The following is a 26,137-nucleotide window of genomic DNA, read 5'->3' as shown; positions in this document are numbered from 1 at the left end:
TGTGATCTTATCAGAGGCCCGAACCCGTGTTCGGGCCTTTGCTTTTGTTGGCGTTTTCGTGGTTACCATAGCGTTGCCGCATCGCGTTGCGCGCCTGTCACCGAATTGATCGGACGCACGCGCGATCGGGGCTAAGATGTATGCAACGGACGGCTCATGGTCCGTTTGAAGGCAGGATGGCATGGTGTATCGGCGCCGGAGACAAACGCAGATGCTGGCCGCAACCGAATCGGTTGCCGTGGCCCCGACTGCGCCGGTGGGGCGCCCGGCCAAGCCTCGCGCGCGCATGATGCGTCAATATGACCTCGTCGAGCGCGTCAGGTCCTACAATCCCAATACCAACGAAGACCTGCTGAACCGCGCCTATGTCTACGCCATGAAGGCGCACGGCTCGCAGACCCGTGCCTCGGGCGATCCGTATTTCTCGCACCCGCTCGAAGTGGCGGCGATTCTCACCGATCTGAAGCTCGACGACGCCACCATCGTGGCTGCCCTGCTGCACGACACGATCGAGGACACCGAGGCGACGCGTGCCGAGATCGACCAGATCTTCGGGCCCGAGATCGGCGCGCTGGTCGAGGGCCTGACCAAGCTGAAGCGGCTGGAGCTGGTGTCGCGCGAGGCCAAGCAGGCCGAGAACCTGCGCAAATTGTTGCTGGCCATTGCCGACGATGTCCGCGTTCTGCTGGTCAAGCTCGCCGACCGCCTGCACAACATGCGTACGCTGGACTTCGTGCCGCCGGAGTCGCGACGGCGCATTGCCGAGGAGACGCTCGACATCTATGCGCCGCTGGCCGGCCGCATGGGCATGCAGGAAATGCGCGAGGAGCTGGAGGATTTGTCCTTCCGCACCCTCGATCCGGAAGCCTATTCGGTGGTGATGCAGCGGCTCGACGCGCTCGCCGAGCGCAACCGCAACCTGATCGGCGAAATCGAGGACCAGCTCTCCAACAATCTGCGCCACCGGGGCCTTGGCGCGCGGGTCTATGGCCGCCGCAAGAAGCCGTTCTCGATCTGGACCAAGATGGAACGCAAGTCGGTCGGCTTCGAGCAATTGTCCGACATCTTCGGCTTCCGCCTCGTCGTCAACGACATCGAGGCCTGCTATCGCGCGCTCGGCATCGTCCACACCAACTGGCCGGTCGTGCCCGGGCGTTTCAAGGACTACATCTCGACGCCGAAGCAGAACGACTACCGCTCGATCCACACCACGGTGATCGGCCCCGGCAACCAGCGCGTCGAGCTGCAGATCCGTACCGAGGCGATGGACCAGATCGCCGAGCGCGGCATCGCCGCACACGTGTTCTACAAGGAAGACGTGGGCTCGCCGACCGAGTTTCTCAAGCGCGAGTCCAATGCGTTCGCCTGGTTGCGCCACACCATCGGCATCCTCTCGGAGAGCGCCAACCCCGAGGAATTCCTCGAGCACACCAAGCTCGAGCTGTTCCACGACCAGGTGTTCTGCTTCACCCCGAAGGGCAAGCTGATCGCGCTGCCGCGCCATGCCAATGTGATCGACTTCGCCTATGCCGTGCATACCGACGTCGGCAACAGCGCCGTCGGCTGCAAGATCAACGGCCAGTTCGCGCCGCTGTCCTCGGAGCTCCAGAACGGCGACGAGGTCGAGGTGCTGACCTCGGAGGCGCAAGCGGCGCCGCCCTCGGCCTGGGAAACGCTCGCGGTCACCGGCAAGGCGCGCGCCGCGATCCGCCGCGCCACCAGGACGGCGGTGCGCGACCAATATGTCGGTCTCGGCCGGCGCATCGTGGAACGCCTGTTCGAGCGCGCCAAGATCGAATACGCCGACGACAAGCTCAAGGGCGCGCTGCCGCGGCTGGCGCGCACCTCGATCGAGGACGTCATGGCGGCGGTCGGCCGCGGCGAGATCAAGGCCTCCCACGTCGCGCGTGCGATGTATCCCGACTACAAGGAGGAGCGCATCGCGCGCTACGGCGTCAAGAAGGGGCTCGCCGCCAAGCTCAGGGAGAAGTCGTCGGAGCCGCCGCGCAGCCCGGTCGCGATCCCGATCCGCGGCATCAATTCCGACCTGCCGGTGAAGTTCGCGCCGAACGGCGGCGCCGTGCCCGGGGACCGCATCGTCGGCATTGTCACGCCGGGCGAGGGGATCACGATCTACCCGATCCAGGCGCCGGCCCTGAAGGATTTCGAGGAGGAGCCGGAGCGCTGGCTCGACGTGCGCTGGGACATCGAGGATTCTGCGCCGCAGCGCTTCCCGGCCCGTATCAAGGTCGAGAACGTCAACGAGCCCGGCGCGCTGGCACAGATCGCGACCGTGATCGCCGAGCACGACGGCAACATCGACAACATCAGCATGCAGCGCCGCTCGCCCGATTTCACGGAGACGACGATCGATCTCGAAGTCTACGATCTGAAGCATCTGAGCGCGATCCTCGCTCAGTTGCGCGCCAAGGCAGTCGTGGCCCGTGTCGAACGTGTTAATGGATAGACGCCTTTCGTAGGCGTCCGTCCCCCCGATTTCGTGAGTCCTGAAATGCCCGCTTCTCCGCTCCGCCTCGGCGTCAATATCGACCACGTCGCAACCGTGCGTAACGCGCGCGGCGGCCGCCATCCCGATCCGGTGCGTGCCGCGCTGCTCGCGATCGAGGCCGGCGCCGACGGCATCACCGCTCACTTGCGCGAGGATCGCCGGCACATCCGCGACGAGGACATGGCGCGGCTGAAGGCCGGGATCTCCAAGCCGCTCAATTTCGAGATGGCGGCGACCGACAACATGATGCGCATCTCGCTTGCGACCAAGCCGCATGCGGTGTGCCTCGTGCCGGAGCGCCGCCAGGAGGTGACGACCGAAGGCGGCCTCGACGTCGTCGGCCAGCACAATGCGCTCGCGCCCTACATCGCGCGGCTGAACGATGCGGGCATCCGGGTCTCGCTGTTCATCGCCGCCGATCCCGCGCAGATCGAGATGGCGGCGCGGCTGAAGGCGCCCGTGATCGAGATCCACACCGGCGCCTGGTGCGACGCCGTCGTCGACGGTCATACCGACAAGGCCGAGGCGGAGTGGAAGCGGATCGTGGCGGGGGTGAAGCTGGCGAAGCAAGCCGGGCTCGAAATCCATGCCGGCCACGGGCTCGACTACGCGACGGCGGAGACGATCGCGGCCCTGCCGGAGATCATGGAGCTCAACATCGGCTACTACATGATCGGCGAGGCGCTGTTCGTCGGGCTCGCCGAGACGGTGCGGACCATGCGCGCGGCGATGGACCGCGGCCGGAGCCGGGCATGATCATCGGCATCGGCTCCGACCTGATCGACATCACCCGCGTCGGCAAGGTGATCGAGCGCCATGGCGAGCGTTTCCTCGACCGCATCTTCACCGCGGCCGAGCGGGCCAAGGCGGAGCGGCGCGCCAAGAGCGAGAAGATGGTGGTCGCGACCTACGCCAAGCGCTTCGCGGCCAAGGAGGCCTGCTCGAAGGCGCTAGGTACCGGCATCCGGAACGGTGTCTGGTGGCGCGACATGGGGGTGGTCAACCTGCCGGGAGGGCGGCCGACCATGCAGTTGACGGGCGGGGCGCTGGCCCGGCTCCAGGCCCTGACGCCCGAGGGGTTCGAGGCGAAAATCGACCTGTCGATCACCGACGACTGGCCGCTGGCGCAGGCCTTCGTCATCATTTCCGCCGTGCCGCTGGCCAAGCCCTGACCGTCGGCGGGCTGTTTTTATAATTCACATTAAAAATCAATGTCTTATGCAGTTTTGATGCGATCCTTGATTGCGTGGCCCCCGACAACCGTCTAAAAGTCCGCGAACGCAAATCAGGCTGGGCGAATTCGGCTTTACGCCGGAATTGGCCCTCATTATCAGAATCAGGACAATCTCCTTGGGCCGCGAAGCGATGGGCTGTTCGCGGAAGGAGGGCGCTCTGTGACCGCCGGCCGGAATTGAGAGAGCAATGAGCGTGACTTCGGGAACGAAAACTGAAAGCGGCGTCGGCGAAACGATCCGCGTCGTGATCCACGCTCTCCTGATCGCGCTCGTGATCCGCACGTTCCTGTTCCAGCCGTTCAACATTCCGTCCGGTTCGATGAAGGCGACGCTGCTGGTCGGCGACTATCTGTTCGTCTCGAAATATTCCTACGGCTATAGCCACTACTCGATCCCGTTCTCGCCGCCGCTGTTCTCGGGGCGGATCTGGGGCTCGGACCCGAACCGCGGCGACATCGTCGTGTTCCGCCTGCCGAAGGACGACTCCACCGATTACATCAAGCGCGTCATCGGCCTTCCCGGCGACCGCATCCAGATGAAGGATGGGCTGCTCTACATCAACGACACTCCGGTCGAGCGGCAGCGCATGAGCGAATTTGTCGGCGAGGATCCCTGCGGCTCCGAAGGCGGGGGCATCTCGCGGGTGAAGCGCTGGAAGGAAACGCTGCCGAACGGCGTGTCCTATGAGACGCTGGACTGCGCCGACAACGGCTACATGGACAACACCAACGTCTACAACGTGCCGCCGGGCCATTTCTTCATGATGGGCGACAACCGTGACAACTCCACCGACAGCCGTTTCCTCGGCCAGGTCGGCTACGTGCCGCAGGAGAATTTGATCGGCCGCGCCCAGATGATCTTCTTCTCCATCGCCGAAGGCGAGCATGCCTGGATGTTCTGGCGCTGGCCTTGGGCGGTGCGCTGGAACCGTTTCTTCAAAATCGTCCGATGAAAGACGAAGCCAAGGACATCCCGATCCAATCGACCGAGCCCGCGGCGGGCGCCGACGGCGAAGCTGCGACCAAGACGCTTGCGACCAAGACGCCTGAAGCCAAGAGACCTGAAACCAAGACGCCTGCAAAGAAGAAGCGGGTGCGGAGCAGCAAGGCCAAGGCCTCGGATGCGAACGCGGCGCTCGAGGCGCGCATCGGCCACAGCTTTGCCGATCCGAATCTGCTGATGCAGGCGATCACGCATGTCTCGGCGCTGAAGTCGGGGCGCAAGCGCGGCGACAGCTATCAGCGGCTGGAATTCCTGGGTGACCATGTGCTGGGGCTCGTCGTCTCCGACATGCTCTATCACGCCTTCCCGAATGCTGATGAGGGCGAGCTGTCCAAGCGACTTGCCGAACTGGTGCGCAAGGAGAGCTGCGCCGACGTTGCCAAGTCGCTCGGTCTGCTCGACGACGTCAAGCTCGGTTCGGTCGGGCCGAGCGCCGATGCCCGCCTGCGCAAGAGCGTGCTCGGCGACATCTGCGAGGCCGTGATCGGCGCCGTCTTCCTCGACGGTGGCTACGCGGCGGCGGCGGAATTCGTCAGGCGCAACTGGACCGAACGCATGCACAAGCCGCGGCGTCCCTTGCGCGATCCCAAGACCGTGCTGCAGGAATGGGCGCAGGGGAAGGGGCTGCCGACGCCTGTCTACCGCGAGGTCGAGCGCACCGGCCCGCATCACGATCCGCAGTTCCGCGTCGCGGTGGATCTGCCGGGATTGGCGTCGGCCGAAGGCATCGGTGGCAGCAAGCGTGCAGCGGAGAAGGTGGCGGCCTCAGTGATGATCGAACGTGAAGGTGTTGGCGGCGGCAATGACGGCTGAAGCAAGCGGCGAAGCGCCCTCCGCAACGCGCTGCGGCTTCGTTGCGCTGATCGGCGCGCCGAATGTCGGAAAATCCACACTGGTCAATGCGCTGGTCGGGGCCAAGGTCACGATCGTCTCGCGCAAGGTGCAGACCACGCGCGCGCTGATCCGCGGCATCGTCATCGAGGACAACGCGCAGATCATCCTGGTCGACACGCCCGGCATCTTCCTGCCCAAGCGCAGGCTCGACCGCGCCATGGTCTCGACGGCCTGGAGCGGGGCGCACGACGCCGACCTCGTCTGCGTGCTGCTCGACGCCAAGGCCGGGATTGATGAAGAGGCCGAGGCGATCCTCACCAAGGTCGCCAGCGTCAAGCACGAGAAGATCCTGGTCATCAACAAGGTCGATCTGGTCCAGCGCGAGAAGCTGCTGGCGCTGGCGCAGGCCGCCAACGAGCGCATGGCCTTTGCAAAGACCTTCATGATCGCGGCGATCTCGGGCGACGGCGTCGACGACCTCAGGCATACGCTGGCCGAAATCGTGCCGCCGGGCCCGTTCCTCTACCCCGAAGACCAGATGTCGGACGCGCCGATGCGGCAGCTTGCGGCCGAGATCACGCGCGAGAAGATCTATCGCAAGCTGCACCAGGAATTGCCCTACCAATCCACGGTCGAGACCGACAAGTGGGAGGAGCGCAAGGACAAGTCGGTGCGCATCGAGCAGACGATCTTCGTCGAGCGCGAGAGCCAGCGCAAGATCGTGCTGGGCGCAGGCGGCGCCACCATCAAGTCGATCGGCGCGGACTCGCGCAAGGAGATCGGCGAGATCCTGGGCGTGCCGGTGCACCTGTTCCTGTTCGTCAAGGTGCGCGAAAACTGGGGCGACGATCCCGATCGCTATCGCGAGATGGGCCTGGAATTTCCCAAAGAATAACCAAGAAAAGATCGGTCACCGATGAGCGTACCCAGCAACGTCCGGCGCTTCGAAGCGCTGCTCTATGCGTCATTGATGCTGGATGCCCTGTCGGTCGCGGTGCAGGACCGCACGCCCAATGCCGAGATGACCGAGCAGATGATCATGATGGCGACCATGCTCGCCGGCGGCATGATCCTGCTGCTGGTCTATTTCGTCTGGTTGGCTGCGCGTTGGCGCAAGAACTGGCCGCGCTGGGTGCTGGCGGCGGCCCTTGTGCTGTCCGTGATCTCGCTCGGCCAGATCATCGGCGAGAAGGGCCTGGAGCTCGACAGCGTCATCGAGATCGTCTCCTGCGTGCTGACCGCGATGGGGCTGTATTTCTCGTTCAGCGGCGACGCCCAGGGCTGGTTCAACGCCTAACGTCTTGCGCGATGCCGTAGGGTGGGCAAAGGCGCGCCCTTGCGCGCCGTGCCCACCATAATCGCGCTGCGGATCAAATTGGTGGGCACGCTTCGCTTTGCCCGTCCTACACTCACCTGAAATGCGATAAGCTCCGTTCCATGGAATGGACCGACGAAGGCATCGTGCTGGGCGTGCGGCGGCATGGCGAGAGCAGCGCCATCGTCGAGCTGCTGACGCGTGCGCACGGCCGGCATCTCGGCCTCGTGCGCGGTGGCGCCGGTTCGCGGATGCGGCCGCTCTTGCAGCCCGGCAACAGCGTCAGCGTCGTGTGGCGGGCGCGGCTCGACGAGCATCTCGGCACCTATGCGGTTGAGGGCCTCAAGCTGCGCGCGGCGACGCTGCTGGGATCCTCCCACGGGGTCTATGGCGTCACCCATCTCGCCTCGATTGCGCGGCTGCTGCCGGAGCGCGATCCGCACGAAGACATCTTTGCGATGCTCGAACATTCACTCGATGATTTCGACGATATCGGCAGTGCCGCGGTGCACCTCATCCATTTCGAGCTGGCGATGCTCGCCGAGCTCGGCTTTGGGCTGGCGCTGGAAAACTGCGCGGTGACCGGCGAGACCACGGATCTGATCTATGTTTCGCCGAAATCCGGCGGCGCGGTGTCGCGCGGGGCCGGCGAGCCATGGCGCGACCGGCTGTTGCGCCTGCCGCCGTTCCTGCGTCGTGGCGAGGCCGCGAGCGACCTCACCGACCAGGATCTCCAGGACGGCTTCCGGCTCACCGGCCTGTTCCTGCTGCGCCATGTGCTGGAGCCGCGCGGCCAGGGCCATTCCGACGCGCGCGCCGGCTTCATCAATGCGCTGACGCGGCAGCAGGCGAATTTGGCCATTCCGGCGCCATGACCTGAGAGCGCTTCTGCCCTGTCGCCAGACATGGAAGTTCCCCGGGAACGAAATCCGCCTGGTCGAATTGGCCCTCGCAGGGTTCCACAACGGGAACAGCCAAAAATGTTGATCAAGGGATTCGCCGTGTCGGCGGCGTTGCTTGCGTTCGCGCCTGACGCCGTGGCTGGCGAGCTGCAACCGGGTGTCTTTCGCCGGGCATCCTGCACCGTGATCCGGTATTACGTGGCGAAATATTCCGCTGCGGCCGCAGAGACATGGGCGCGGTCCAAGGGGGCAACGGAGGCCGAAATCGAGGTCGCCCGGCGTTGCCTCACCAATGCGCCGGTCACCGCGCAAGCCAAGACCCAGCAGCCAGTGACCGCCGGCTGGGCAGGGCAATAGCCGCCCACAGGGAACCAATCGATCCTTGCCCGATTCGCTTCCACGGTTTAACCGGGCGGCATGGGAAAACGATTGATTCCGCCGGAGGAACCGGCCGAAATTCACGAGGTGCCGCTGCGTGAGGCGCTGGAAGAGCGCTATCTCGCCTATGCGCTCTCCACCATCATGCACCGTGCGCTGCCGGATGCGCGCGACGGTCTGAAGCCGGTGCACCGGCGCATCCTCTACGGCATGCGCCTGCTCCGGCTCGACCCCGGCACGGCGTTCAAGAAATCCGCCAAGATCGTCGGCGACGTGATGGGCTCGTTCCATCCGCATGGCGACCAGGCGATCTACGACGCCATGGTACGCCTCGCGCAGGATTTCTCCTCGCGCTACCCGCTGGTCGACGGCCAAGGCAATTTTGGCAATATCGACGGCGATAACCCGGCTGCCTACCGCTACACCGAAGCGCGCATGACCGACGTCGCGCGGCTTCTGCTCGAGGGCATCGACGAGGACGGCGTCGAGTTCCGGCCCAACTACGACGGCCAGTCGAAAGAGCCGGTCGTGCTGCCCGGCGGCTTTCCGAACCTGCTTGCCAACGGCGCGCAAGGCATCGCGGTCGGCATGGCGACCTCGATCCCGCCGCACAACGCGGCCGAGCTCTGCGACGCCGCGCTGCACCTGATCGAGAAGCCCGACGCGAAATCCAAGGCGTTGCTGAAGTGGGTGAAGGGCCCGGATTTCCCGACCGGCGGCATCTGTGTCGATTCCAAGCAGGCGATCGCTGAAGCCTATGCGACCGGTCGCGGCTCGTTCCGTGTTCGCGCTCGATGGGAGCAGGAAGAGGGTACGCGCGGCACCTGGGTCGTCGTCGTCACCGAGATCCCCTTCCTGGTGCAGAAGTCGCGCCTGATCGAGAAGGTCGCCGAGCTGCTGGACCAGAAGAAGCTGCCGCTGGTCGGCGACATCAGGGACGAGTCGGCCGAAGACGTCCGCATCGTGATCGAGCCGAAGTCGAAGAACGTCGATCCCGCGCTGATGATGGAATCGTTGTTCCGGCTGACCGAGCTCGAAAACAAGATTCCGCTGAACCTCAACGTGCTGATCAAGGGCCGCATCCCCAAGGTCGTGGGGCTCGCGGAGTGCTTGCGCGAATGGCTCGACCATCTGCGCGACGTCCTGATCCGCCGGACCAACTTCCGCAAGACGCAGATCGAGCACCGGCTCGAAGTTCTGGGCGGTTTGTTGATCGCGTACTTGAACCTCGACGAGGTGATCAGGATCATCCGCACCGTGGACGAACCGAAGCCGGCGCTGATCAAGGCGTTCAAGCTTACCGAGGTGCAGGCCGAAGCCATCCTCAACATGCGCCTGCGCAGCTTGCGCAAGCTCGAGGAAATGGAGATCCGCACCGAGGACAAGAACCTCCGCGCCGAGCTCAAGGGCATTAACGCGGTGCTCGCCTCGGAGCCGGAGCAGTGGAAGAAGGTCGGCGAGCAGGTCGGCAAGGTCCGCGACATGTTTGGACCCAAGACGCCGCTCGGCAAGCGCCGCACCACCTTTGCTGATGCGCCCGAGCACGATCTCGCCGCGATGGAGGAAGCCCTCGTCGAGCGCGAGCCGGTGACGGTCGTGGTCTCCGACAAGGGCTGGATCCGCACCATGAAGGGCCATGTCGAGGATCTCTCGGGGCTGGCCTTCAAGCAGGACGACAAGCTCGGCTTTGCCTTCTTCGCGGAGACGACCTCGAAGCTGCTGCTGTTCGCCACCAACGGCAAATTCTACTCGCTCGATGTCGCAAAGCTTCCGGGCGGTCGCGGCCACGGCGAGCCGATCCGTCTGTTCATCGACCTCGAGCAGGAGGCGGCCCCCGTCGCGCTGTTCGTCAACAAGGGCGGACGCAAATTCCTGATCGCGAGCCACGAGGGCCAGGGCTTCGTCGTCAACGAGGACGATTGCGTCGGCACGACCAAGAAGGGCAAGCAAGTCCTCAACGTCGACATGCCGAACGAGGCGCGCACGGTCACCGAGGTGATCGGCGACACCGTCGCGGTCATCGGCGAGAACCGCAAGATGCTGATCTTCCCGCTCGACCAGGTGCCGGAGATGGCCCGCGGTCGCGGCGTGCGGCTGCAGAAGTACAAGGACGGCGGCCTGTCCGACGTCGCCGTGTTCGAGGCCAAGGCGGGCCTGACCTGGAAGGACTCCGCCGGCCGCGAATTCTCCGCGACCATGAAGGAGCTTGCCGAGTGGCAAGGCACCCGTGCGGATGCCGGCCGCATGCCGCCGAAGGGTTTCCCGAAGTCGAACAGGTTCGGCAGGGTGATTGGGTAAGCAGGCTCGTGTCCCGGACGCGCTGCAGCGTGAAACGCTGCTGCGCAGAGCCGGGACGCCACAACACAGGTGTCATGCCCCGGCTTGACCGGGGCATCCAGTACGCCGCGGCTTCTCGGTTTCATCACGCCCCTCTCTGGAATACTGGATCGCCCGCCCCTGTGCGCAATTGCGCACTAGGCGGGCGATGACAGCGAGTGTGGCGCAAACGCTTGGCAGATAGGCGTGAGCGCATAAGTGCCTGCGTCGATCGGGCACGAACATTGCTTTTTCTTTGCCTGCAAATGAACTCTCAAGAAGAAGCAAAAGGCACAATGTTCAAACTGAAGGCTTTCATCCCCGCGCTGCTTGGGTTCGCGCTGATCGCGGCTCCGGCGCATGCCGCGGGCAATCTCGTTGCGGTGCTTGAGGCGGAGATCGTCACGCTCGATCCGCATTTTTCCACGGCCTACATTTCGCGCACGTTTGGCTACATGGTGTTCGACACGCTCTTTGCGAAAGACTCCAAGGGCGACATCAAGCCGCAGATGGTGCAGGACTGGAAAGTCTCATCCGACGGATTGACCTATACGTTCACGCTGCGCGACGGCCTGAAATGGCATGACGGCCAGCCGGTCACGGCGGCCGATTGCGTGGCGTCGCTGCGCCGCTGGGGCACCCGCAGCGCGCTCGGCCGTCGCATCTTCGCGATCACGGCCTCGCTCGAGCCGACGGATGCGAAAACCTTCGTGCTGACGCTGAAGGAGCCGTCCGGCCTCGTCATCGATGCGCTGGGCAATCCCGTCAGCCCCGTCGCCTTCATGATGCCCGAGCGCATCGCCAAGACGCCCGGCGACCAGCGCATCACCGAGATCGTCGGCTCCGGCCCGTTCGTCTACAGCAAGGCCGATCACCGCACCGGCGATCGCATGATCCTGAAGAAATTCGCCGACTATGTGCCGCGCCCCGAGCCCGCCGATTTCCTCGCCGGCGGCAAGCGCGTCGGCATCGACACGCTCGAGATCCGCGTCATCCCTGATGGTGCGACCGCCGCGTCCGCGCTGCAGGCGGGCGAAGTCGACTTCATGCAATATGCGCCGTTCGATCTGTTGCCGCAGCTGGAAAAGAATTCCCGCGTCAAGCTGGTCAATTTCACCGGCGGCAACATGTTCGCTGGCGCCTATCGTCTCAACGCCGCATCGAAGCCGTTTGATGATCCGGAAATTCGCCGCGTGCTGTGGAAGCTGGTCGACCAGCGCGAGGTGCTGGATGCACTCGGGCTCGATGCCAAATACGCCGCGCCTTGCGCGACGTTCTTCACCTGCGGCACCACCTATGAGAGCAAGGCCGGCACGGAAGCTGCCGCAAAGACGTCGATTGAAGCGGCGAAAACTGCGTTGAAGGCGACCAAATATGCCGGCGAGCCCGTCGTCGTCATGGAAGCCAACGATCTCGAAGCCCCGCGCGTCTCGGCGCAGGTGCTGGCCGAACGGCTGAAGCAGGCCGGGTTCAACGTCGATCTCCAGGTGATGGACTGGGCGAGTGTGCTGGCGCGCCGCGCCAAGAAGGAGGGCTGGAGCGTCTATGGCGTCCACGCCGGCGGTTTTGACCTGGGCTCGCCGCTGACCAACGTCATGGTCGCCTTCAACTGCGCCGACTTCACCGGCTGGCAATGCGACGCACGTATCACGCCCTTGATGGAAGCCTTCGCCAAGGCGCCTGCCGAGGAGGATCGCAAGAAGATCGCCGGCGAGATTCAGAGCGTCATGTACGATCAAGCGCCCGCGATCCCGTGGGGCCAGTTCGCGCAGCCGGCGGCCTATCGCGCCACCCTGCGTGGTCTGATACCGTCCGCCATCCCGGTGTTCTGGAACGTTGAGAAGTAACGCGATGTACGATGTCATTGTTGTCGGCGGCGGCTCCGCCGGCGCCGCTGTTGCGGCACGGCTTTCCGAGGATCCCGCACGGCGTGTCCTGCTGCTCGAGGCGGGGCTGGACTGGCGCGCCGACGAGGCGCCCTGGGAGGTGATGACGCCAAATCCGATCCCGATCATCCACAAGCGTGAGTACCAGGAGAAATGGCAATGGGCCGATCTCCTGACGCGCCGGGTGGCCGGGCAGGAGCCGCGCTTCTACTGGCGCGGCAAGGGGCTTGGCGGCTCATCGATGATGAACGGCCAGATTGCCATCCGCGGCGTCGCCGACGCGTTCGACGAGTGGGCGGCCAATGGCTGCACCGGCTGGTCGGCCAAGGACGTGATGCCGCTGTTCTCGGTGATCGAGGATGATTTGGAATTTGGTGACGCCCCGGGCCATGGAAGCGGCGGACCGCTGCCGGTCTATCGCGCTCCGCCCGAGAAGTGGGGCCCGATCGATCGTGGCCTGCGCGATGCCGCGCTGGCGAGCGGCTATCCCTGGTGCGCCGACCTCAACGGTCCTGATGGCGAGGGCGTCGCCTGTTATCCCATCAACAGCCGGGACAGCCGCCGCATCACGACCAACGAGGGCTATCTCGAGCCGGCGCGCGGCCGCGCCAATCTCGAGATTCGCGGGCATGCGCTGGTCGATCGCGTGCTGATCAGCGACGGCCGGGCGACCGGCCTTCGTGTTCACATCGAAGGGCAGGGCACCCACGAGATCAGCGCGCGCCAGATCGTGCTCTGCGCCGGCGCCATCCACAGTCCGGCGATCCTGCTGCGTTCTGGCATCGGACCGGCGGATGAGCTGAAGGCGATGGGGATCGCGGTCGAGCGCGATCTGCCGGTCGGCCGCCACTTCTTCGACCACCCGTTGTTTCGCGCCACGGTCCAGCTCCACGAAAATCTGCGGCCGACCGATCCGGACACCCGCCACACCAATTGCTGCGTGACCTATTCCTCCGGCCTCGCCGATGGCGGCAAGCGCGACATGATCCTGATCGCGTTCAACCACCGCGGCATCGGCGTGCCTGGAGCGATCGGCGCCGGCCTGTTCAACGCCTATTCGCGCGGCACGCTCAAGCTGGCCTCGACCGATCCGGCGATCGATCCCATCGTCGAGGAGAACATGCTTGCCGATCCCCGCGACATGCTGCGCATGATGGACGCGGTGAAACGGCTGGCCGTGATCACCTCGCAGCCGGCGCTTTCAGGCATTGCCGATTGGATCAGGCTGACCGACACCGATCTGACGCTGCCGCAAGCTGCGGCCTTGCCGGATCACGAGCTCGATGCGCTGCTGCGCCGCGAGACCGGAGACATCCAGCATGCCGCCGGCAGTTGCCGCATGACTGGGGTCAACGACCCCGATGGCGTGGTCAACCCCGACGGCACCGTGAAGGGTATCTCGGGCCTACGCGTCGCCGACGCCTCGATCATGCCGTCCGATTGCCGCGCCAACACCCACTTCACGACGGTGGTGATCGGCGAGGCGATTGCGCGGATGATGATGCGTTAGCGCTAGAAGTGATAGTTCACGCCTGCCGTCACGGCGTGAATGCGATCCTTCAGGCTGAAGATGTTGACGGTCGTGCCGGCCCCATTGCTCAGGAACGCGCTGTGGTCGCCGAAGTCGTAATAGTCGTATTCGAAAACCGCGGACCAATGCGGTGCGAACGCCCAGTCGACGCCGGTGCCGGCGGTCCAGCCGGTTCGGGTGCTGGCTCCGCTGGGATTGACGGGGACGCCACCAGCGGGCGTGAAGGCCTCGTCAAGCTTTTCACGCGTCCAGGCGCCGCCGCCCCTGACGAACACCAGCCAGCGATCAGCGAACGCGTAGCCGAGCCGCGCGGTGGCCGAGGCCAGGAAGTCGTTGCTCATCGTGAATTGGCTGGGGACGACGACGCCGGTCACGAGGTTTCTGACGGTGCCGGCGTGCGAGTTGCGGAGGCTGCTCCAGGCCGCACGGCCTTCGGCACCCACGACCCATCTGGTCGCAAATTGATAGTCGCAGCCGACCTGTCCGCCTCCAACGAAGCCTGTTGAACTGAAGGAGACAGAGTTTCCAAGCGAGTTGGTGGTCCGGTCGTCGCTGACGACACCGCCGACGTGTGCGCCGACGTAGCAACCGGTCCAGGTGAAAGGGATGGGCGCGAGGGGAGGTGCCTTCACCGCCAGATCAGCCGCCAAGGCCGCGCTGGAAAATCCCACTGTCAAAAGCATACCGGCGCAAAGATTGATGCAACGCGTCATTTCTGAAATGTCCCCACATGCCCAAAACGTGCATGCATCTTTGCCAGATATGGTGGGCGTGGCGGAAGGTCGCATCGATCCGATCCATACAAGTTTTGGTAGAGCGTGGCGCAAATGTCACGCAATGAGGTTGCGGCCTGAGGATGACAGCTCGATGAAGCTGCTGCTCAGATCACCCCCGCCAGCCGGAGTGCCACGCCCGCGGCGCAGCTACCGGCGAGCACGGTGAGCATGCCGAGCTTGAAGCGGAAGATCGCGGTCGCGGCCGCGATCGACAGCAGCAGCGCCGGGACGTCAACGCTCGTCAGCACCGGCCTGTCGAAGGCGAACGGGAAAGCGTGCACCGGTACGGTCTCGCGGAACAGCGTGTGCAGCGCGAACCAGATCGAGAGGTTAAGGATCACGCCGACGACGGCGGCGGTGATCGCGCTGAGTGCGCCGGCGAGGCCCGTGTTGCCGCGCAGGCGCTCGATGTAGGGGGCGCCGACGAAGATCCAGAGGAAGCAGGGGGTGAACGTGACCCAGGTCGCAAGCAATCCGCCGAGCGTCGCTGCAAGCATCGGCGACAGGCCGCTTGGATCGCGATAGGCGGCCATGAAGCCAACGAACTGAAGCACCATGATCAACGGCCCCGGGGTGGTCTCGGCCATGCCGAGACCGTCGAGCATCTCGTGCGGCTTCAGCCAGTGATAATGCTCGACCGCCTGCTGCGCCACATAGGCCAGCACCGCATAAGCGCCGCCGAACGTGACCAGCGCCATCTTCGAGAAGAACAGCGCGATCTGGCTGAACACGCTGGCTTGACCAAGAATCAAAAGCAGCGCGATCACCGGCACCAGCCAGAGTGCGAGCCATAGCGCACCGACGCGGATCGCGCGCGCGGTGTTGGGGCGCACATGCTCGGGAACGGCTTCGCCGAGCATGCTGTCGATCACGGCGGTGCTGCCGCCGGAGCCGTGAGCCGCCGGGGCAAACTCTGGGCGGCCAGCCCGGGCGCCGACATATCCGATCACGCCGGCGGCGATGATGATGACCGGGAAGGGGACCGCGAAGAAGAAGATCGCGACGAAGGCGATTGCGGCGAGCGCGATCATGATGCGGTTCTTCAGCGCGCGCTTGCCGACGCGCACCACGGCCTCGAGGACGATGGTCAGCACGGCCGCCTTCAGCCCGAAGAACAGCGCCTCGACGAAGCTGACATTGCCGAAAGCCGCGTAGATGTAGCTGAGGCCCATGATGGCGATGATGCCGGGAAGGATGAAGAGCCCGCCCGCCATCAGCCCGCCGGCGGTGCGATGCATCAGCCAGCCGACATAGGTGGCAAGCTGCTGCGCCTCCGGTCCCGGCAAGAGCATGCAGTAGTTCAGCGCATGCAGGAATCGGCCTTCGGAGATCCAGTTCTTCTCCTCGACCAGGATGCGATGCATGACCGCAATCTGGCCCGCGGGGCCGCCAAAGCTCAGGCAGGCGACGCGGAGCCAGACTCGGAAGGCTTCGCCGAAGCTGATGCCGTGACCGGCATCAGCTTCCGTTGGATTGGCGCGGGTGTCCATCACGCCTTCACCTTGTTGGTCGGCCAGTTGTGGGTCTCGGCCGTAGCATCGCGGCACCAGCGGTAGAAGGCGTCGTAGAGCGTCATGCCGGCTTCGAGCTGTTCAAGATCGTCGTCGTACATCCGCGACAGCCCGAGCGAGGCCGCGAGCAGGCCAGGGGCTTCCGGCGCGAGGTCGGGCCGCGCAGTGTCGGCGCCGCGGACCAGCGTGGCGAGCCGCAGCAGAGGCGGTGTTGCAATCCCGAACTCCTCGATCATCACGTCGAAGGTGCAGAGCTCGCCGCGGTGACTCCAGAACACGTTCTCGATGTCGAACGGCGCCGCGTTGAAACGCTCGCCCACGGCGACCACTTCAGAGGGCGCGACGAACAGGAACACCGCGTTGGGATCGACGAAGCGGCGGATCAACCAGGGGCAGGCGATGCGGTCGACCTTCGGCCGGGCCCGCGTCACCCAGACGGTGCGTCCCTTGGCGTCGCGCGGCGGCAGTTTTGCAGCATCGACCAGCGGCAGCTTTGCGTTCTTCCAGCCCTCGAAACCGCCTTCCAGCGTCTCGGCCTGCACGCCGAGCTGGCGCAGCCAGGCGGCCGTGCCCTGTGCGAGCTTTTCGCCGCGCAGGCAGGCGACGATGGCGGAACGGCCGGAGAATTCGCCGCCCCAGTCCGGAACGTTGTCGTGGCTGAGCTTGATCGAGCCGGGAATCAGTCGCCGGTCGGCGGCAAAATCCTCGTCGGTGCGCACGTCGATCAGGACAGGTGCGTTCGCCGTGCCGATCAGCCGTGCCAATTTGTCAGATGATATCGTTGTGTAGGAAGACATGATGCGCCCTCGTAAGAACAAACGGGACGCGATACTTGGGCTTGTCGCCTCGTGGGGAGATCGCTCAGTCCCCATGAGCGTCATTACAACGAAACCGCCCCGGGCTGTCAATCGGCTCGTTGACTTGATTTTGCCCGGACATTCCGCAGGTCTATATTGCGGGTCAACGGACCGGACCTTTCGGAGACTTTTCGATGCATTCCCATTCGATCGAGCAATGGACCCATGACCACGCCTTTCTCGGCGAGAAGCACGACGAGAACGAGCGGCGCACCTGGCTCGTGGTCGTCCTGACCCTGGTCATGATGGTCGGCGAGATCGTTGCCGGCTCGCTGTTCGGCTCGATGGCGCTTTTGGCCGACGGCTGGCACATGGGCACGCATGCGGCCGCGCTTGGCATTGCCGCCTTTGCCTACCGCTTCGCGCGCCGGCATCTGGGGAATGCGCATTTCACCTTCGGCACGGGCAAGTTCGGCGATCTCGCCGCCTTCTCCAGCGCGATCATCCTGGGCCTGATCGCGGTCGAGATCGCCTATGAGAGCGTGCTGCGGCTGTTCACGCCGGTGCCGATCGTCTATGGCGAGGCCATCGCGGTCGCCGCCCTTGGCCTTTGCGTCAACCTCGCCAGCGCGTGGCTGCTGCGCGACAGCCATGATCACCATCATCACGGCCATGACTACGGCCTTGGGCATGCGCATGATGATCACGACGATCACGGTCATCACCACCATCATCACGACAACAATCTTCGTGCGGCCTATGTCCACGTCATGGCCGATGCGGCGACCTCGGTGCTGGCGATCGCAGCGCTGGTGGTCGCGATGTATTCGGGATGGGTCTGGGCCGATCCCGCCGTCGGCCTGATCGGCAGCGCCGTGATCGCGAGCTGGGCGTTCGGCCTCGTCAAGTCATCAGGCGCGGTGCTGCTCGACGTGCGCGCCGACGAGAAGCTCGAACGCACCATCCGCGCCCGCATGGAGGTCGGAGAGGACCGCGTCACCGACCTGCATCTCTGGCAGGTCGGGCCCGGCCATTGCGCCGTGCTGGTCTCGGTGGTGTCGGACAAGCCGAAGCAGCCGGCCGTCTATAAGAAGCGGCTCGCTGGGCTGAAGGGCCTGAGCCACGTCACGGTCGAGGTCGAGACCTGCCCGCATTGATGTGATCTGCCGAAACGGAATTCGGCGGCGCGGCCGGGGTTGATCCTCGGTCGCAGCCATACAGGGCGCTGCAAGAGGGACCAAGGATGATGCCCAGGATCAAGTTTGCTCTCGCCGTCGCCGCGCTGGCTCTGTCCGGCCACGCGGCCGTTGCGCAGTCCGAGAAATCGGGCGTCGAAAAGCTCTACGTCCTCAATTGCGGGGAGGGCACCGCCGGGGACATCTCGCGCTGGACGCCCGGCCTGAACGAGGGCAAGGCGATGGACTTCGTCGACAGCTGCTATCTCATCAAGCACAGCAGCAAGGGCTGGTTCCTGTGGGACACCGGCATCGCCGATGCCGTCGCCGCCATGCCGAATGGCCTTGTCCCCGCCGATCCCAAGGCCGTCACCTGGCGCCGGCCGAAGACGTTGGCCGCCCAGCTCGAACAGTTCGGCCTCAAGCCGGATGACGTCAAGGCGATGGCGGTGTCGCACACGCATCCTGATCACTCCGGCAATGTCGAGCTGTTCCCGCAGGCCACGCTCTACGTGCAGAAGGCCGAATATGACTGGCCCGGCGCCAACAACGAACCGCGCTTCAAGCCCTCGCATCCGGTCGAGTTGCTCGCGGGTGACAAGGACGTATTCGGCGACGGCAGCGTGACCATCCTGTCGACGCCCGGCCACACGCCGGGACACCAGTCTCTGCTGGTGAAACTGCCGAAAACCGGCGCGGTGGTGCTGTCGGGCGACGCCGTCCACTTCAAGGACAATTGGGATAACCGCCGCGTCCCCAGCATGAACGCCAACAAGGACCAGAGCGCGGCGTCGATGCAGAAGATCGCGGACACGCTCGTCAAGGAGAAGGCGCAGCTCTGGATCAACCACGACAAGGCCCAGCGCGACAGCCAGAAGATGGCGCCTGAGTTTTACGACTAGCGTTTGCGCCGAGGCTGCTGCCATGACGCTGGCAGCAGCAGCGTGCTACGGCCCAGGAAAACTCCGCGACAGGAGATGATCGTGGGAGAGTGGGCAGGGGTTGCGATCGCGCTGGCGTCGAGCAGCCTCGGCGGCACCGCTGCGGCGATCACCCGCTATCTCGTCGGTGGCGCCGATCCGGTTCTGCTCGCGATCCTGCGCTGGGGGATCGGCTTTCTCTGCCTCCTGCCGTGTGCGCTCCTGCTCGGCGTGCGCTGGCCGCAGCGGCCCGACTGGCCGGCCGTGGCGCTGCTCGGCACCTGCTTCTTCGGACTGTTCTTCATCCTCTACAATATCGCGGTGTCCTACACGACCGCCGCGCGCGCCAGTCTCGCGCTGGCGACGCTGCCGCTCCACACCATGGTCGTCGGTGCGATCCTCGGCGTCGAGCGGCTGACGGCGCGCAAGATCATCGGCGTCGGCATCGCCGTGCTCGGTGTGACAGCCGCGCTGGCAGCGGGGCTCGCCCAGAGCCCGCCCGGCGCCTGGCGCGGCGAGTTGATCATGACCGGTGCCGTGTTCTGCATGGCGTTCTACAACGTGCTGTCGCGCCCGCTGATGCAGCGCTCAAGCGCATTGGGTTTTCTCACCGTCGGCATGGGCGCGGGCGCCGCCGTGCTGGTGCTGGCGGGGTTCGTGAAGGGTAGCTTTGCGGCGCTCGATCATTTCACGACGGCGCAGTGGATCGCCGGCGTCTATCTCGGCATCGGCGGCGGCGCGCTCGCCTTCATCCTCTGGGTGATGGCGCTGGCGCGGGCGACGCCGACCCGCGTTGCCAATACCATGACGGTCAATCCGATTGCCGCGACCTTGCTGGCGGCGCTGCTCATCGGCGAGCCGATCACGGCAAACCTTCTGATCGGGCTAGTTGCTGTGTTCGCCGGCATCTGGATCGCGACCAGCCAGGCGAAGCCGGCCTAGTTGCGCGGTGCAGTGACCGGGGGCGGGCTGGCGTCCGGTGTCTTCTTCGGCTTGAGCGTGCCGGCGTAGAACGAGAGCAGCCACACCAGGATGATGGCGAGGAGATAGACGCCCCAGGCCTGTGGCGGCGTGGTTGCCCAGCGCAGCAGGCCTTTGAAGGTGCGGGGCGGGCTGTTGTCTTCGCTCATGGCCCGCTTGTGCGCGAAAGCCTTGGCCCGGTCAATCCGGCCGCCGCTCGGTGCGGATCAGGAACAGCGCCGCCAGCGCCGAGAGGCTGAGTGCGGAGGAGACCATCAGCACCTTGGCGCCCATGACGTCGATGAGCAGGCCGAAGGCCAGCGGCGCCACCGCCTGCGCCATCCGTGCCGGCGCGCCGATGATGCCGAGGCGGTAGCCGAAATCCTTCGGGCCGAAGATCGACAGCGGCAGCGTGCCGCGCGCGATCGTGAGAATGCCGTTGCCCGAGCCGTGGAGCAGCGCAAACGCGCTTGCGGCGGGGGCGCCGAAGATGGCGAGGATTGCGGCGCCGAGCGGGTGGGTGACGCAGGCAAGGCGCGTCGACCACAGCGGATGGAAGCGGCTCAGAAAGCCCGCTTCGAGAATGCGCGCGGCCACCTGTGCCGGGCCGATCAGCGCGCCGGCGGCGATGGCCTCGACATGCGTCGCGCCCGTGGCCTCCAGCAGGCGCGGGAAATGGACGGCCATTGCGCCGGTGACGGTCCAGACCGCCGCGAAGACGAAGGCGAGCAGCACCATGGTGCGGTCGAGCGGCAAATGCGGCTTCTCGGCCGTCGCCGCGGCCTGCCTGGCGCCCTTGATCGCCGGCAGCACGAAGAAGTTCAGGGGCAGGCCGATCAGGAGATTGGCGGCCGCCCAGGCAAAACAGGTCTCGCGCCAGCCGATATGGGACAGGCCCCAGGCGGTGAGGGGCCAGCCGACGGTGGAGGCGAAGCCTGCCATCAGCGTGATGCCGGTGATTGGCCTGCGCGCCTCGGTGCCGTAGATGCGGCTCAGCGCGGCGAAGGCGGCGTCATAGAGCCCCATCGCCATGCCGATGCCGAGCACGAGCCAGGCGAACGCCATCACCGCCAATGAGTGCGAGAGGCCGAGCAGGACGAGACCCGCGGCCATCGTCAGGTTCGAGACCGACAGCACCTGCCGGCCCCCGAACAGATCGATCTGCCGCCCGATGCGCGGGCCGAGCATCGCCGAGATCACGAGTGAGGCCGAGAACGCGCCAAAGATCCAGTTGGAGGAGACGCCGAGGTCGCGCGCCATGGGATCGGCGAGCAGCGCCGGCAGGTAGTAGCTGGAAGCCCAGGCCAGGGTCTGCGTGGTGCCGAGCGCCAGGATGATTGGAAGCTGGCGCTGGCTCATGTTGGTGCGAATCTGGTCTCGGTGTGCGGCGGTGTCATTGGTTGCATTTGCGGCCCGTGGCGAGAGTGCGTCAACAGCGTCCGCGACATATTCGATCTGCTGCGGACGGGAGCCCTGGTTGCGCACGGTTCGCGCGTGGCCTTTCGCTCGTCACGAATGCACGCCATAATGGCGCATGCAATTGACCTCGCGCCTCGCGCTGATGAACTGGCTGACCGGCCAGGGGCTCACGGGCCTGCTCGAAAACGAGCTGCTCCGCGGCTTCTGCGAGCGCTGCCGCGCCGAAGGGCTGGAACTCTCGCGCGGGCTCGTCGTGATCGACACGCTGCATCCGATCTATGAGGGCCGCGGCTTCCGCTGGAGCGACCGTCCCAGCAACGAGAGCGACGCGTTCGAATACGGCTCGACTGCCGAGGGCGACGCGGCCAGGAGCTGGCGCCGCTCGGTGTTCTTCCACATGCTCGAGCACGGCAACGACGAGATGGTGATTGATCTCGCCGATGCGCCCTCGATGGATTTCTCGCAGATCGGCGAGCTCGCGGAAAAAGGCCACAAGCACTATCTCGCCTTCGTGCATCGCTTCGGCGAGAACGGCGCGCTCGGCCTGATGGATTGCCTCTATTCCTGCTGGACCACGCGCCGCGACAGCGGCTTCTCCGAACCCGAGCTCGAAGCTCTGCGCGATCTCGTGCCGGTGCTGGGGCTCGCGATCAAGTCGGCGCAGCAGGTCGACATCGCGCGAACCCTCGGCCGCGTCTATCTCGGCCGCGATGCCTCCGCGCAGGTGCTGGGCGGGCGCATCACGCGCGGCGTCACCGAGCGCATCAACGCCGTGCTGTGGTATTCGGATTTGCGCGGCTCGACCGGGATCAGCGAGAGCATCGGCCCCGACGAGATCATCCCGTTCCTCAACGACTATGCCCAGGCCGTGATCGACGCGATCCACGATGCCGGCGGCGACGTCCTGAAGCTGATCGGCGATGGCGTGCTCGCGATGTTCTGGGGGGAGGACATGTCGGACGCGCGGCGCGCTGCGCTGCGCGCTGAGCATCTGTTCCGCAAGAACGTCGCTGCGCTGAACAAGCGGCGGGAGGCCGACGGCCGTCCCACGACGTCGGCCTATATCGGCCTGCATGTCGGCGAGGTCTTTTACGGCAATATCGGCAGCGCGGACCGGCTCGACTTCACCGTCGTCGGCCCCACCGTCAACGAGGTCAGTCGCATCGCCTCGATGAGCCGCTCGGTCGACCGCGAGCTGCTGGCCTCGGCCGAGTTCTACAAGGGCCTGGACGCCACCGGCCGTCGCTACCTCGTCTCCACCGGACGCTACGCGCTGCGCGGCATCGGCCGCGCGCAGGACCTCTACACGCTCGATCCTGAGGTCGATACGAGCGAGCCGGTGACCGGGAGCTACGAGCGATATCTGGCGAATTAGCGGCGGATCGCAGGGGCCGAGACATTGGGCGTTTTCGTTCGATCCTTGGCGGGCCATTGTTCGGAAAGCGGCGGCATCGAAGTCTCCTTGCCGGTCATGCGCTCAATTGCGACGGCGTAGACGGTGATGATGTCGAGCCGCGGGAAGAACCCCTTCGGTCGCGTCGTGTCTGGCTTGCCGTATTTGGCCATCAACGTTTCGCAGAACCGCTGCTTGATGCCCGTGTCGCCCACGACCCTGATGCGGCCGAACAGGCATATGCTTCGATAGGCGAGACCGGAATCGCATTCGAACCGGCCATAGTCGAAGACACCTTCGTGCTCATCGATCTCGATGCAGACGCGGGGATCTCGCTCGATGTTTGCGCGCAGATGTCCCCGGGCGGCCGTCGTGTGCAGATACACCTCACCGTCGAGCCAGAGATAGAGGAGCGGGATACAGTAGGGAAAGCCGTCCTCGCTGACTGTCGCAAGATGGCCAGCATATCCGCGTGCCAGCATCTCCAGGATCCGCTCCTGCGACATGGCGCGGTCCTCGCGACGGATTTGCGGTGAACTCATGGTGCAAGACGCTCCGCGCCGCGATCCGAATGAGCGGACATTTCAGGTTTCCTTGTTATCCGAAACAGGATAGAAAAATAGTGGTCTTGAGCAAAGGTCCACTTGGTCCTAATGCGGCATACCACTTCTCGACGTGCGGCTCACCCTGTCGGACGAGGACCCGTGAAGAGCAGGCAGAGCTGGGCAGAACTCTATTCCTTCAGCGTCGACCGTACTGCGGAGGCGCCGGTATTCCGCCAAATCTACCTCGAACTACGATCGGCAATTCTGTCCGGAGCGCTTCGTCCGGCGGCCAAGTTGCCCTCGACGCGCGACCTTGCGGCGCAGCTCGGCGTCTCGCGTACCGCGGTTGTTTCGGCTTTCGAGCAGCTGCTGGCCGAAGGTTATGCCTTCGGCCGGAAGGGGGCGGGGACTTACGTTGCGTCCGATCTGCCTGAACCGTTTGCCGCGCCTCATGGCCGCAAGACGCGGACGGCACCGGCCGCGGCAGGCGTGGCCTCCTTTCACGGCCTCGGCGATTTCGTCGATGTGACGACGCAGAATGACGAGCGTCCCTTCAACCTGGGTCGCACGCTGTTGGATGCACGTAGCGCCGAATTGTGGCGCAAACTGACGGCGCGCACGCTGCGATCGTTTGAGCGACATCATCTCGGCTATGGCGATCCGCGTGGTTTGCTGGAGCTGCGCAAGTCGGTTTGCGACTATCTTCGGGCCGCACGCGGCGTGCGCTGCGAGGTCGACCAGATCGTGATCACCGCCGGCACGCAGCAAGCCGTGGACATCGTCGCACGTGTCATGCCCGGGCCGGACAAGGAGGTCTGGATCGAAGACCCCGGCTATACCCTGACCCGTCTTACGCTCGCTGCGTCGGGCGCGAAGGTTTGCGCCATCCCGGTTGACCAGCACGGCGTCAACGTCACGGAAGGGATCCGCCGCGCCCCGAAGGCGCGCGCAGTTTTCATAACGGCCTCGCATCAGTTTCCGACAGGCGTTCCCCTGTCGATGGCGCGCCGCCTCGAACTTTTCGCCTGGGCCCGCGAGTCCGGCGCCTGGATCATCGAGGACGATTACGCCAGCGAATTCCGCTACGGCGGCCGTCCCCTCGCTTCGCTTCAGGGCCTGGATGAGGCCGGCCGGGTCATTTACGTCGGAACGCTCAACAAGGCGCTCTTCCCCGAACTGCGGCTTGGCTACGCCGTGCTGCCACACCCGCTGGTGCGGAATTTCGTTGCCGCGCGCTATCTGATCGACCGTCAACCGTCGAGCCTCTGCCAGTCCGTTGCTGCGGCCTTCATGGAGGAGGGGCATTTCGCAGCCCACATCCGCAGAATGCGGGAAGTCTACCGCCGCCAGCGCGATACCCTCGTTGCGGCACTGAGGCGGCGCCTGGGCGACCATTTGTCGGTCGAGCCGCCGGACCAGGGCATGCACCTGGTTGCCTACACGCGACGGGGACTTTCCGACGTGAAGATCGAACGGGCCGCTCGCGACCACGGCGTCACCGTTCGCGCGATGAGCCGCCACTATATCGAGGCGCCGGCGCAGTCGGCGCTGATGCTGGGCTTTAGCGGCTACCCGCAGCAGACCATTGCGCCGGCGGTTGCCCGATTGGCGCGGGCCATCGCCGCTGATTGCGTACCGGACTAGTACCCGGAATCAGAGCTGAGTGATACGGCGGCCTTTGAAACGGCGTTGACGGACCTTTTTCTTGGTCCAGACGAAGGGCTCGGCTCTGTCGTTGTATGCGTTGACGTAGGCATCGATGTGTTCCTGAAGCTGCTTGAGGCTCGTGAAGGAGGTGCCGCTGAGCGACTGCCCCTGCAAGATGGAAAACCATACTTCGACCTGATTGAGCCATGACGCACTTGTCGGCGTGAAATGAAATTGCACGTTGGGGTGGGCCTTGAGCCAGTCCTCGTTCTTTTTATGGGTGTTGAGGTTGTCGAGGATGACGTGAAGCTTGCGGTTCGGAAAAGCCGCGGTGACGCTGTTCATGAAATCGAGAAACTCGACGCGGCGCCGGCGTTTTGAATTGGTCGCGATGATCTTTCCGGTGGCGACTTCGAGCGCCGCAAACAATGTTGTGGTGCCATGCCGCTTGTAATCGTGGCTTTGGCCGGTTAAGGCGCGGCCATTGGGCAACTTCAGATAACCCTGCGCTCGCTCCAAAGCCTGGATCGAGGGCTTCTCGTCCACGCACAGCACAATGGCCTTCGCCGGCGGCGCGACATAGAGGCCGACAACATCGGCGGCTTTGGCCGTAAAGTTCGGGTCGTTGCTCTCGCACCAGGACTTGCGAGCCACCAGGTCAATCTTGTGGCTGCGCAGGAACCGCCAGACATATTGGACATCGACATCGCCCAGCGCCTCGGCCAGCAGGGGGCCGGTCCAGCGCGCAAACCCTTGCGGTGGCGGCTTATCCAGCAGCTTCAGAATCCGCTTGTCGGTCGTCTTCGTATAGATCGGCTGCTTGCCAGGCCGCGGCTTGTCTTGCAGCCCTTCAAGGCCATGGTCGGCATAGCGATGCCGCCAAAGGCTGACAATCCGCGGCTGGACCCCAACTTCCTTGGCGATCGACCGGGTGCTGCGCCCATCCGCCGCCAACAGAACTATCCGCGCCCGCTTCAAATCGCGCTGCAACGTCACCGGTGAGCGACAGCACGCCTCAAGCACCTTGCGATCTTTCCTCGAAAGGTGGACTTCTCTTGCTTCGGGTATCATCCCGACCTTGAATCA

General features: G+C 65.0%; 24 protein-coding genes. 17 read left to right on the top strand and 7 right to left on the bottom strand.

The window, feature by feature from the left end; translation table 11 throughout:
• The first annotated feature begins 181 nt into the window (after window positions 1-181).
• From J4G43_RS30565 to J4G43_RS30510, 12 genes are all read left to right on the top strand, one after another.
• Window positions 182-2,467 carry a RelA/SpoT family protein gene (locus J4G43_RS30565; protein WP_071913178.1) on the top strand — a complete coding sequence of 762 codons (2,286 nt, stop codon included), beginning with the start codon at window positions 182-184 and terminating at the stop codon, window positions 2,465-2,467.
• Window positions 2,468-2,512: 45 nt separating this feature from the next.
• Complete coding sequence (locus J4G43_RS30560) at window positions 2,513-3,265, top strand: pyridoxine 5'-phosphate synthase (RefSeq protein ID WP_208087253.1); 753 nt, start codon at window positions 2,513-2,515, stop codon at window positions 3,263-3,265.
• Window positions 3,262-3,681, top strand: coding sequence for a holo-ACP synthase (gene acpS / locus J4G43_RS30555; protein WP_014494745.1), 420 nt, complete (start codon window positions 3,262-3,264; stop codon window positions 3,679-3,681). The genes J4G43_RS30560 and acpS overlap by 4 nt, the downstream gene beginning before the upstream one ends.
• A gap of 250 nt (window positions 3,682-3,931) precedes the next feature.
• Window positions 3,932-4,696, top strand: a complete 765-nt coding sequence (gene lepB, locus J4G43_RS30550; protein WP_014494746.1) for a signal peptidase I — start codon at window positions 3,932-3,934, stop codon at window positions 4,694-4,696.
• Complete coding sequence (gene rnc, locus J4G43_RS30545; protein WP_208087252.1) at window positions 4,693-5,559, top strand: ribonuclease III; 867 nt, start codon at window positions 4,693-4,695, stop codon at window positions 5,557-5,559. The genes lepB and rnc overlap by 4 nt, the downstream gene beginning before the upstream one ends.
• A complete protein-coding gene (gene era / locus J4G43_RS30540; RefSeq protein ID WP_085399877.1) occupies window positions 5,549-6,475 on the top strand; it encodes a GTPase Era in 927 nt (308 codons plus the stop codon). The genes rnc and era overlap by 11 nt, the downstream gene beginning before the upstream one ends.
• A gap of 21 nt (window positions 6,476-6,496) precedes the next feature.
• A complete protein-coding gene (locus J4G43_RS30535; protein WP_028150631.1) occupies window positions 6,497-6,877 on the top strand; it encodes a hypothetical protein in 381 nt (126 codons plus the stop codon).
• Window positions 6,878-7,017: 140 nt separating this feature from the next.
• A complete protein-coding gene (gene recO / locus J4G43_RS30530) occupies window positions 7,018-7,770 on the top strand; it encodes a DNA repair protein RecO (protein WP_208087251.1) in 753 nt (250 codons plus the stop codon).
• A gap of 105 nt (window positions 7,771-7,875) precedes the next feature.
• Window positions 7,876-8,154, top strand: a complete 279-nt coding sequence (locus J4G43_RS30525) for a hypothetical protein (RefSeq protein ID WP_208087250.1) — start codon at window positions 7,876-7,878, stop codon at window positions 8,152-8,154.
• Window positions 8,155-8,214: 60 nt separating this feature from the next.
• On the top strand, window positions 8,215-10,473 hold the full coding sequence (gene parC / locus J4G43_RS30520) for a DNA topoisomerase IV subunit A (RefSeq protein WP_208087249.1): 2,259 nt from the start codon (window positions 8,215-8,217) through the stop codon (window positions 10,471-10,473).
• A 314-nt stretch (window positions 10,474-10,787) separates the two neighbouring features.
• Window positions 10,788-12,338: an ABC transporter substrate-binding protein gene (locus J4G43_RS30515; RefSeq protein ID WP_208087248.1), complete on the top strand. Its 1,551-nt coding sequence runs from the start codon at window positions 10,788-10,790 to the stop codon at window positions 12,336-12,338.
• A 4-nt stretch (window positions 12,339-12,342) separates the two neighbouring features.
• A complete protein-coding gene (locus tag J4G43_RS30510) occupies window positions 12,343-13,887 on the top strand; it encodes a GMC family oxidoreductase (protein ID WP_208087247.1) in 1,545 nt (514 codons plus the stop codon).
• Window positions 13,888-13,889: 2 nt separating this feature from the next.
• Here J4G43_RS30510 and J4G43_RS30505 read toward each other — a convergent pair whose 3' ends face one another.
• The 3 genes from J4G43_RS30505 to J4G43_RS30495 form a co-directional block, all read right to left on the bottom strand.
• Window positions 13,890-14,540 carry an outer membrane protein gene (locus J4G43_RS30505; protein ID WP_249814661.1) on the bottom strand — a complete coding sequence of 217 codons (651 nt, stop codon included), beginning with the start codon at window positions 14,538-14,540 and terminating at the stop codon, window positions 13,890-13,892.
• A 248-nt stretch (window positions 14,541-14,788) separates the two neighbouring features.
• Window positions 14,789-16,174, bottom strand: coding sequence for a chromate efflux transporter (gene chrA, locus J4G43_RS30500; protein ID WP_208087246.1), 1,386 nt, complete (start codon window positions 16,172-16,174; stop codon window positions 14,789-14,791).
• Window positions 16,174-16,992 carry a chromate resistance protein ChrB domain-containing protein gene (locus tag J4G43_RS30495; RefSeq protein ID WP_063982842.1) on the bottom strand — a complete coding sequence of 273 codons (819 nt, stop codon included), beginning with the start codon at window positions 16,990-16,992 and terminating at the stop codon, window positions 16,174-16,176. Before J4G43_RS30495 ends, chrA begins: the two co-directional genes overlap by 1 nt.
• Window positions 16,993-17,186: 194 nt before the next feature.
• On the opposite strand from J4G43_RS30495, the gene dmeF reads away from it, so the two are divergent.
• The 3 genes from dmeF (at window position 17,187) to J4G43_RS30480 (ending at window position 20,029) form a co-directional block, all read left to right on the top strand.
• Complete coding sequence (gene dmeF, locus J4G43_RS30490; protein ID WP_208087245.1) at window positions 17,187-18,149, top strand: CDF family Co(II)/Ni(II) efflux transporter DmeF; 963 nt, start codon at window positions 17,187-17,189, stop codon at window positions 18,147-18,149.
• Window positions 18,150-18,235: 86 nt separating this feature from the next.
• A complete protein-coding gene (locus J4G43_RS30485; RefSeq protein WP_208087244.1) occupies window positions 18,236-19,069 on the top strand; it encodes an N-acyl homoserine lactonase family protein in 834 nt (277 codons plus the stop codon).
• A gap of 81 nt (window positions 19,070-19,150) precedes the next feature.
• The gene (locus tag J4G43_RS30480; RefSeq protein ID WP_208087243.1) at window positions 19,151-20,029 is read left to right on the top strand and encodes a DMT family transporter; all 879 of its coding nucleotides are present in this window, start codon (window positions 19,151-19,153) and stop codon (window positions 20,027-20,029) included.
• Here J4G43_RS30480 and J4G43_RS30475 read toward each other — a convergent pair.
• On the bottom strand, window positions 20,026-20,217 hold the full coding sequence (locus J4G43_RS30475) for a hypothetical protein (RefSeq protein ID WP_071913207.1): 192 nt from the start codon (window positions 20,215-20,217) through the stop codon (window positions 20,026-20,028). The genes J4G43_RS30480 and J4G43_RS30475 overlap by 4 nt on opposite strands.
• Before the next feature lie 31 nt (window positions 20,218-20,248).
• A complete protein-coding gene (locus J4G43_RS30470) occupies window positions 20,249-21,406 on the bottom strand; it encodes an MFS transporter (RefSeq protein ID WP_063986324.1) in 1,158 nt (385 codons plus the stop codon).
• A gap of 175 nt (window positions 21,407-21,581) precedes the next feature.
• On the opposite strand from J4G43_RS30470, the gene J4G43_RS30465 reads away from it, so the two are divergent.
• On the top strand, window positions 21,582-22,841 hold the full coding sequence (locus J4G43_RS30465) for an adenylate/guanylate cyclase domain-containing protein (protein ID WP_208087242.1): 1,260 nt from the start codon (window positions 21,582-21,584) through the stop codon (window positions 22,839-22,841).
• Here the strand turns inward: J4G43_RS30465 and J4G43_RS30460 are convergent.
• Window positions 22,838-23,401 carry a pyridoxamine 5'-phosphate oxidase family protein gene (locus J4G43_RS30460; RefSeq protein WP_063982847.1) on the bottom strand — a complete coding sequence of 188 codons (564 nt, stop codon included), beginning with the start codon at window positions 23,399-23,401 and terminating at the stop codon, window positions 22,838-22,840. The genes J4G43_RS30465 and J4G43_RS30460 overlap by 4 nt on opposite strands.
• 162 nt (window positions 23,402-23,563) lie before the next feature.
• On the opposite strand from J4G43_RS30460, the gene pdxR reads away from it, so the two are divergent.
• Window positions 23,564-25,048, top strand: a complete 1,485-nt coding sequence (gene pdxR / locus J4G43_RS30455; RefSeq protein WP_208087241.1) for a MocR-like pyridoxine biosynthesis transcription factor PdxR — start codon at window positions 23,564-23,566, stop codon at window positions 25,046-25,048.
• Between the two features lie 9 nt (window positions 25,049-25,057).
• Here pdxR and J4G43_RS30450 read toward each other — a convergent pair whose 3' ends face one another.
• Entirely contained in the window at window positions 25,058-26,122 is a 1,065-nt protein-coding gene (locus J4G43_RS30450) for an IS630-like element ISRj1 family transposase (RefSeq protein WP_208084520.1), read from the bottom strand.
• Between the last annotated feature and the right edge of the window lie 15 nt (window positions 26,123-26,137).

The sequence above is a fragment of the Bradyrhizobium barranii subsp. barranii genome, from assembly GCF_017565645.3.
GTDB classification, from domain to species: domain Bacteria; phylum Pseudomonadota; class Alphaproteobacteria; order Rhizobiales; family Xanthobacteraceae; genus Bradyrhizobium; species Bradyrhizobium barranii.
This window is presented reverse-complemented; position numbering and strand designations above follow the sequence as displayed.

Bases quoted from the DNA above. Each gene is read 5' to 3' on its own strand.
- J4G43_RS30565 (WP_071913178.1), top strand. From the start codon at position 182: ATGGTGTATCGGCGCCGGAGACAAACGCAGATGCTGGCCGCAACCGAA.
- J4G43_RS30560 (WP_208087253.1), top strand. From the start codon at position 2,513: ATGCCCGCTTCTCCGCTCCGCCTCGGCGTCAATATCGACCACGTCGCA.
- acpS (WP_014494745.1), top strand. From the start codon at position 3,262: ATGATCATCGGCATCGGCTCCGACCTGATCGACATCACCCGCGTCGGC.
- lepB (WP_014494746.1), top strand. From the start codon at position 3,932: ATGAGCGTGACTTCGGGAACGAAAACTGAAAGCGGCGTCGGCGAAACG.
- rnc (WP_208087252.1), top strand. From the start codon at position 4,693: ATGAAAGACGAAGCCAAGGACATCCCGATCCAATCGACCGAGCCCGCG.
- era (WP_085399877.1), top strand. From the start codon at position 5,549: ATGACGGCTGAAGCAAGCGGCGAAGCGCCCTCCGCAACGCGCTGCGGC.
- J4G43_RS30535 (WP_028150631.1), top strand. From the start codon at position 6,497: ATGAGCGTACCCAGCAACGTCCGGCGCTTCGAAGCGCTGCTCTATGCG.
- recO (WP_208087251.1), top strand. From the start codon at position 7,018: ATGGAATGGACCGACGAAGGCATCGTGCTGGGCGTGCGGCGGCATGGC.
- J4G43_RS30525 (WP_208087250.1), top strand. From the start codon at position 7,876: ATGTTGATCAAGGGATTCGCCGTGTCGGCGGCGTTGCTTGCGTTCGCG.
- parC (WP_208087249.1), top strand. From the start codon at position 8,215: ATGGGAAAACGATTGATTCCGCCGGAGGAACCGGCCGAAATTCACGAG.
- J4G43_RS30515 (WP_208087248.1), top strand. From the start codon at position 10,788: ATGTTCAAACTGAAGGCTTTCATCCCCGCGCTGCTTGGGTTCGCGCTG.
- J4G43_RS30510 (WP_208087247.1), top strand. From the start codon at position 12,343: ATGTACGATGTCATTGTTGTCGGCGGCGGCTCCGCCGGCGCCGCTGTT.
- chrA (WP_208087246.1), bottom strand. From the start codon at position 16,174: ATGGACACCCGCGCCAATCCAACGGAAGCTGATGCCGGTCACGGCATC.
- J4G43_RS30495 (WP_063982842.1), bottom strand. From the start codon at position 16,992: ATGTCTTCCTACACAACGATATCATCTGACAAATTGGCACGGCTGATC.
- dmeF (WP_208087245.1), top strand. From the start codon at position 17,187: ATGCATTCCCATTCGATCGAGCAATGGACCCATGACCACGCCTTTCTC.
- J4G43_RS30485 (WP_208087244.1), top strand. From the start codon at position 18,236: ATGATGCCCAGGATCAAGTTTGCTCTCGCCGTCGCCGCGCTGGCTCTG.
- J4G43_RS30475 (WP_071913207.1), bottom strand. From the start codon at position 20,217: ATGAGCGAAGACAACAGCCCGCCCCGCACCTTCAAAGGCCTGCTGCGC.
- J4G43_RS30470 (WP_063986324.1), bottom strand. From the start codon at position 21,406: ATGAGCCAGCGCCAGCTTCCAATCATCCTGGCGCTCGGCACCACGCAG.
- J4G43_RS30465 (WP_208087242.1), top strand. From the start codon at position 21,582: ATGCAATTGACCTCGCGCCTCGCGCTGATGAACTGGCTGACCGGCCAG.
- J4G43_RS30460 (WP_063982847.1), bottom strand. From the start codon at position 23,401: ATGAGTTCACCGCAAATCCGTCGCGAGGACCGCGCCATGTCGCAGGAG.
- J4G43_RS30450 (WP_208084520.1), bottom strand. From the start codon at position 26,122: ATGATACCCGAAGCAAGAGAAGTCCACCTTTCGAGGAAAGATCGCAAG.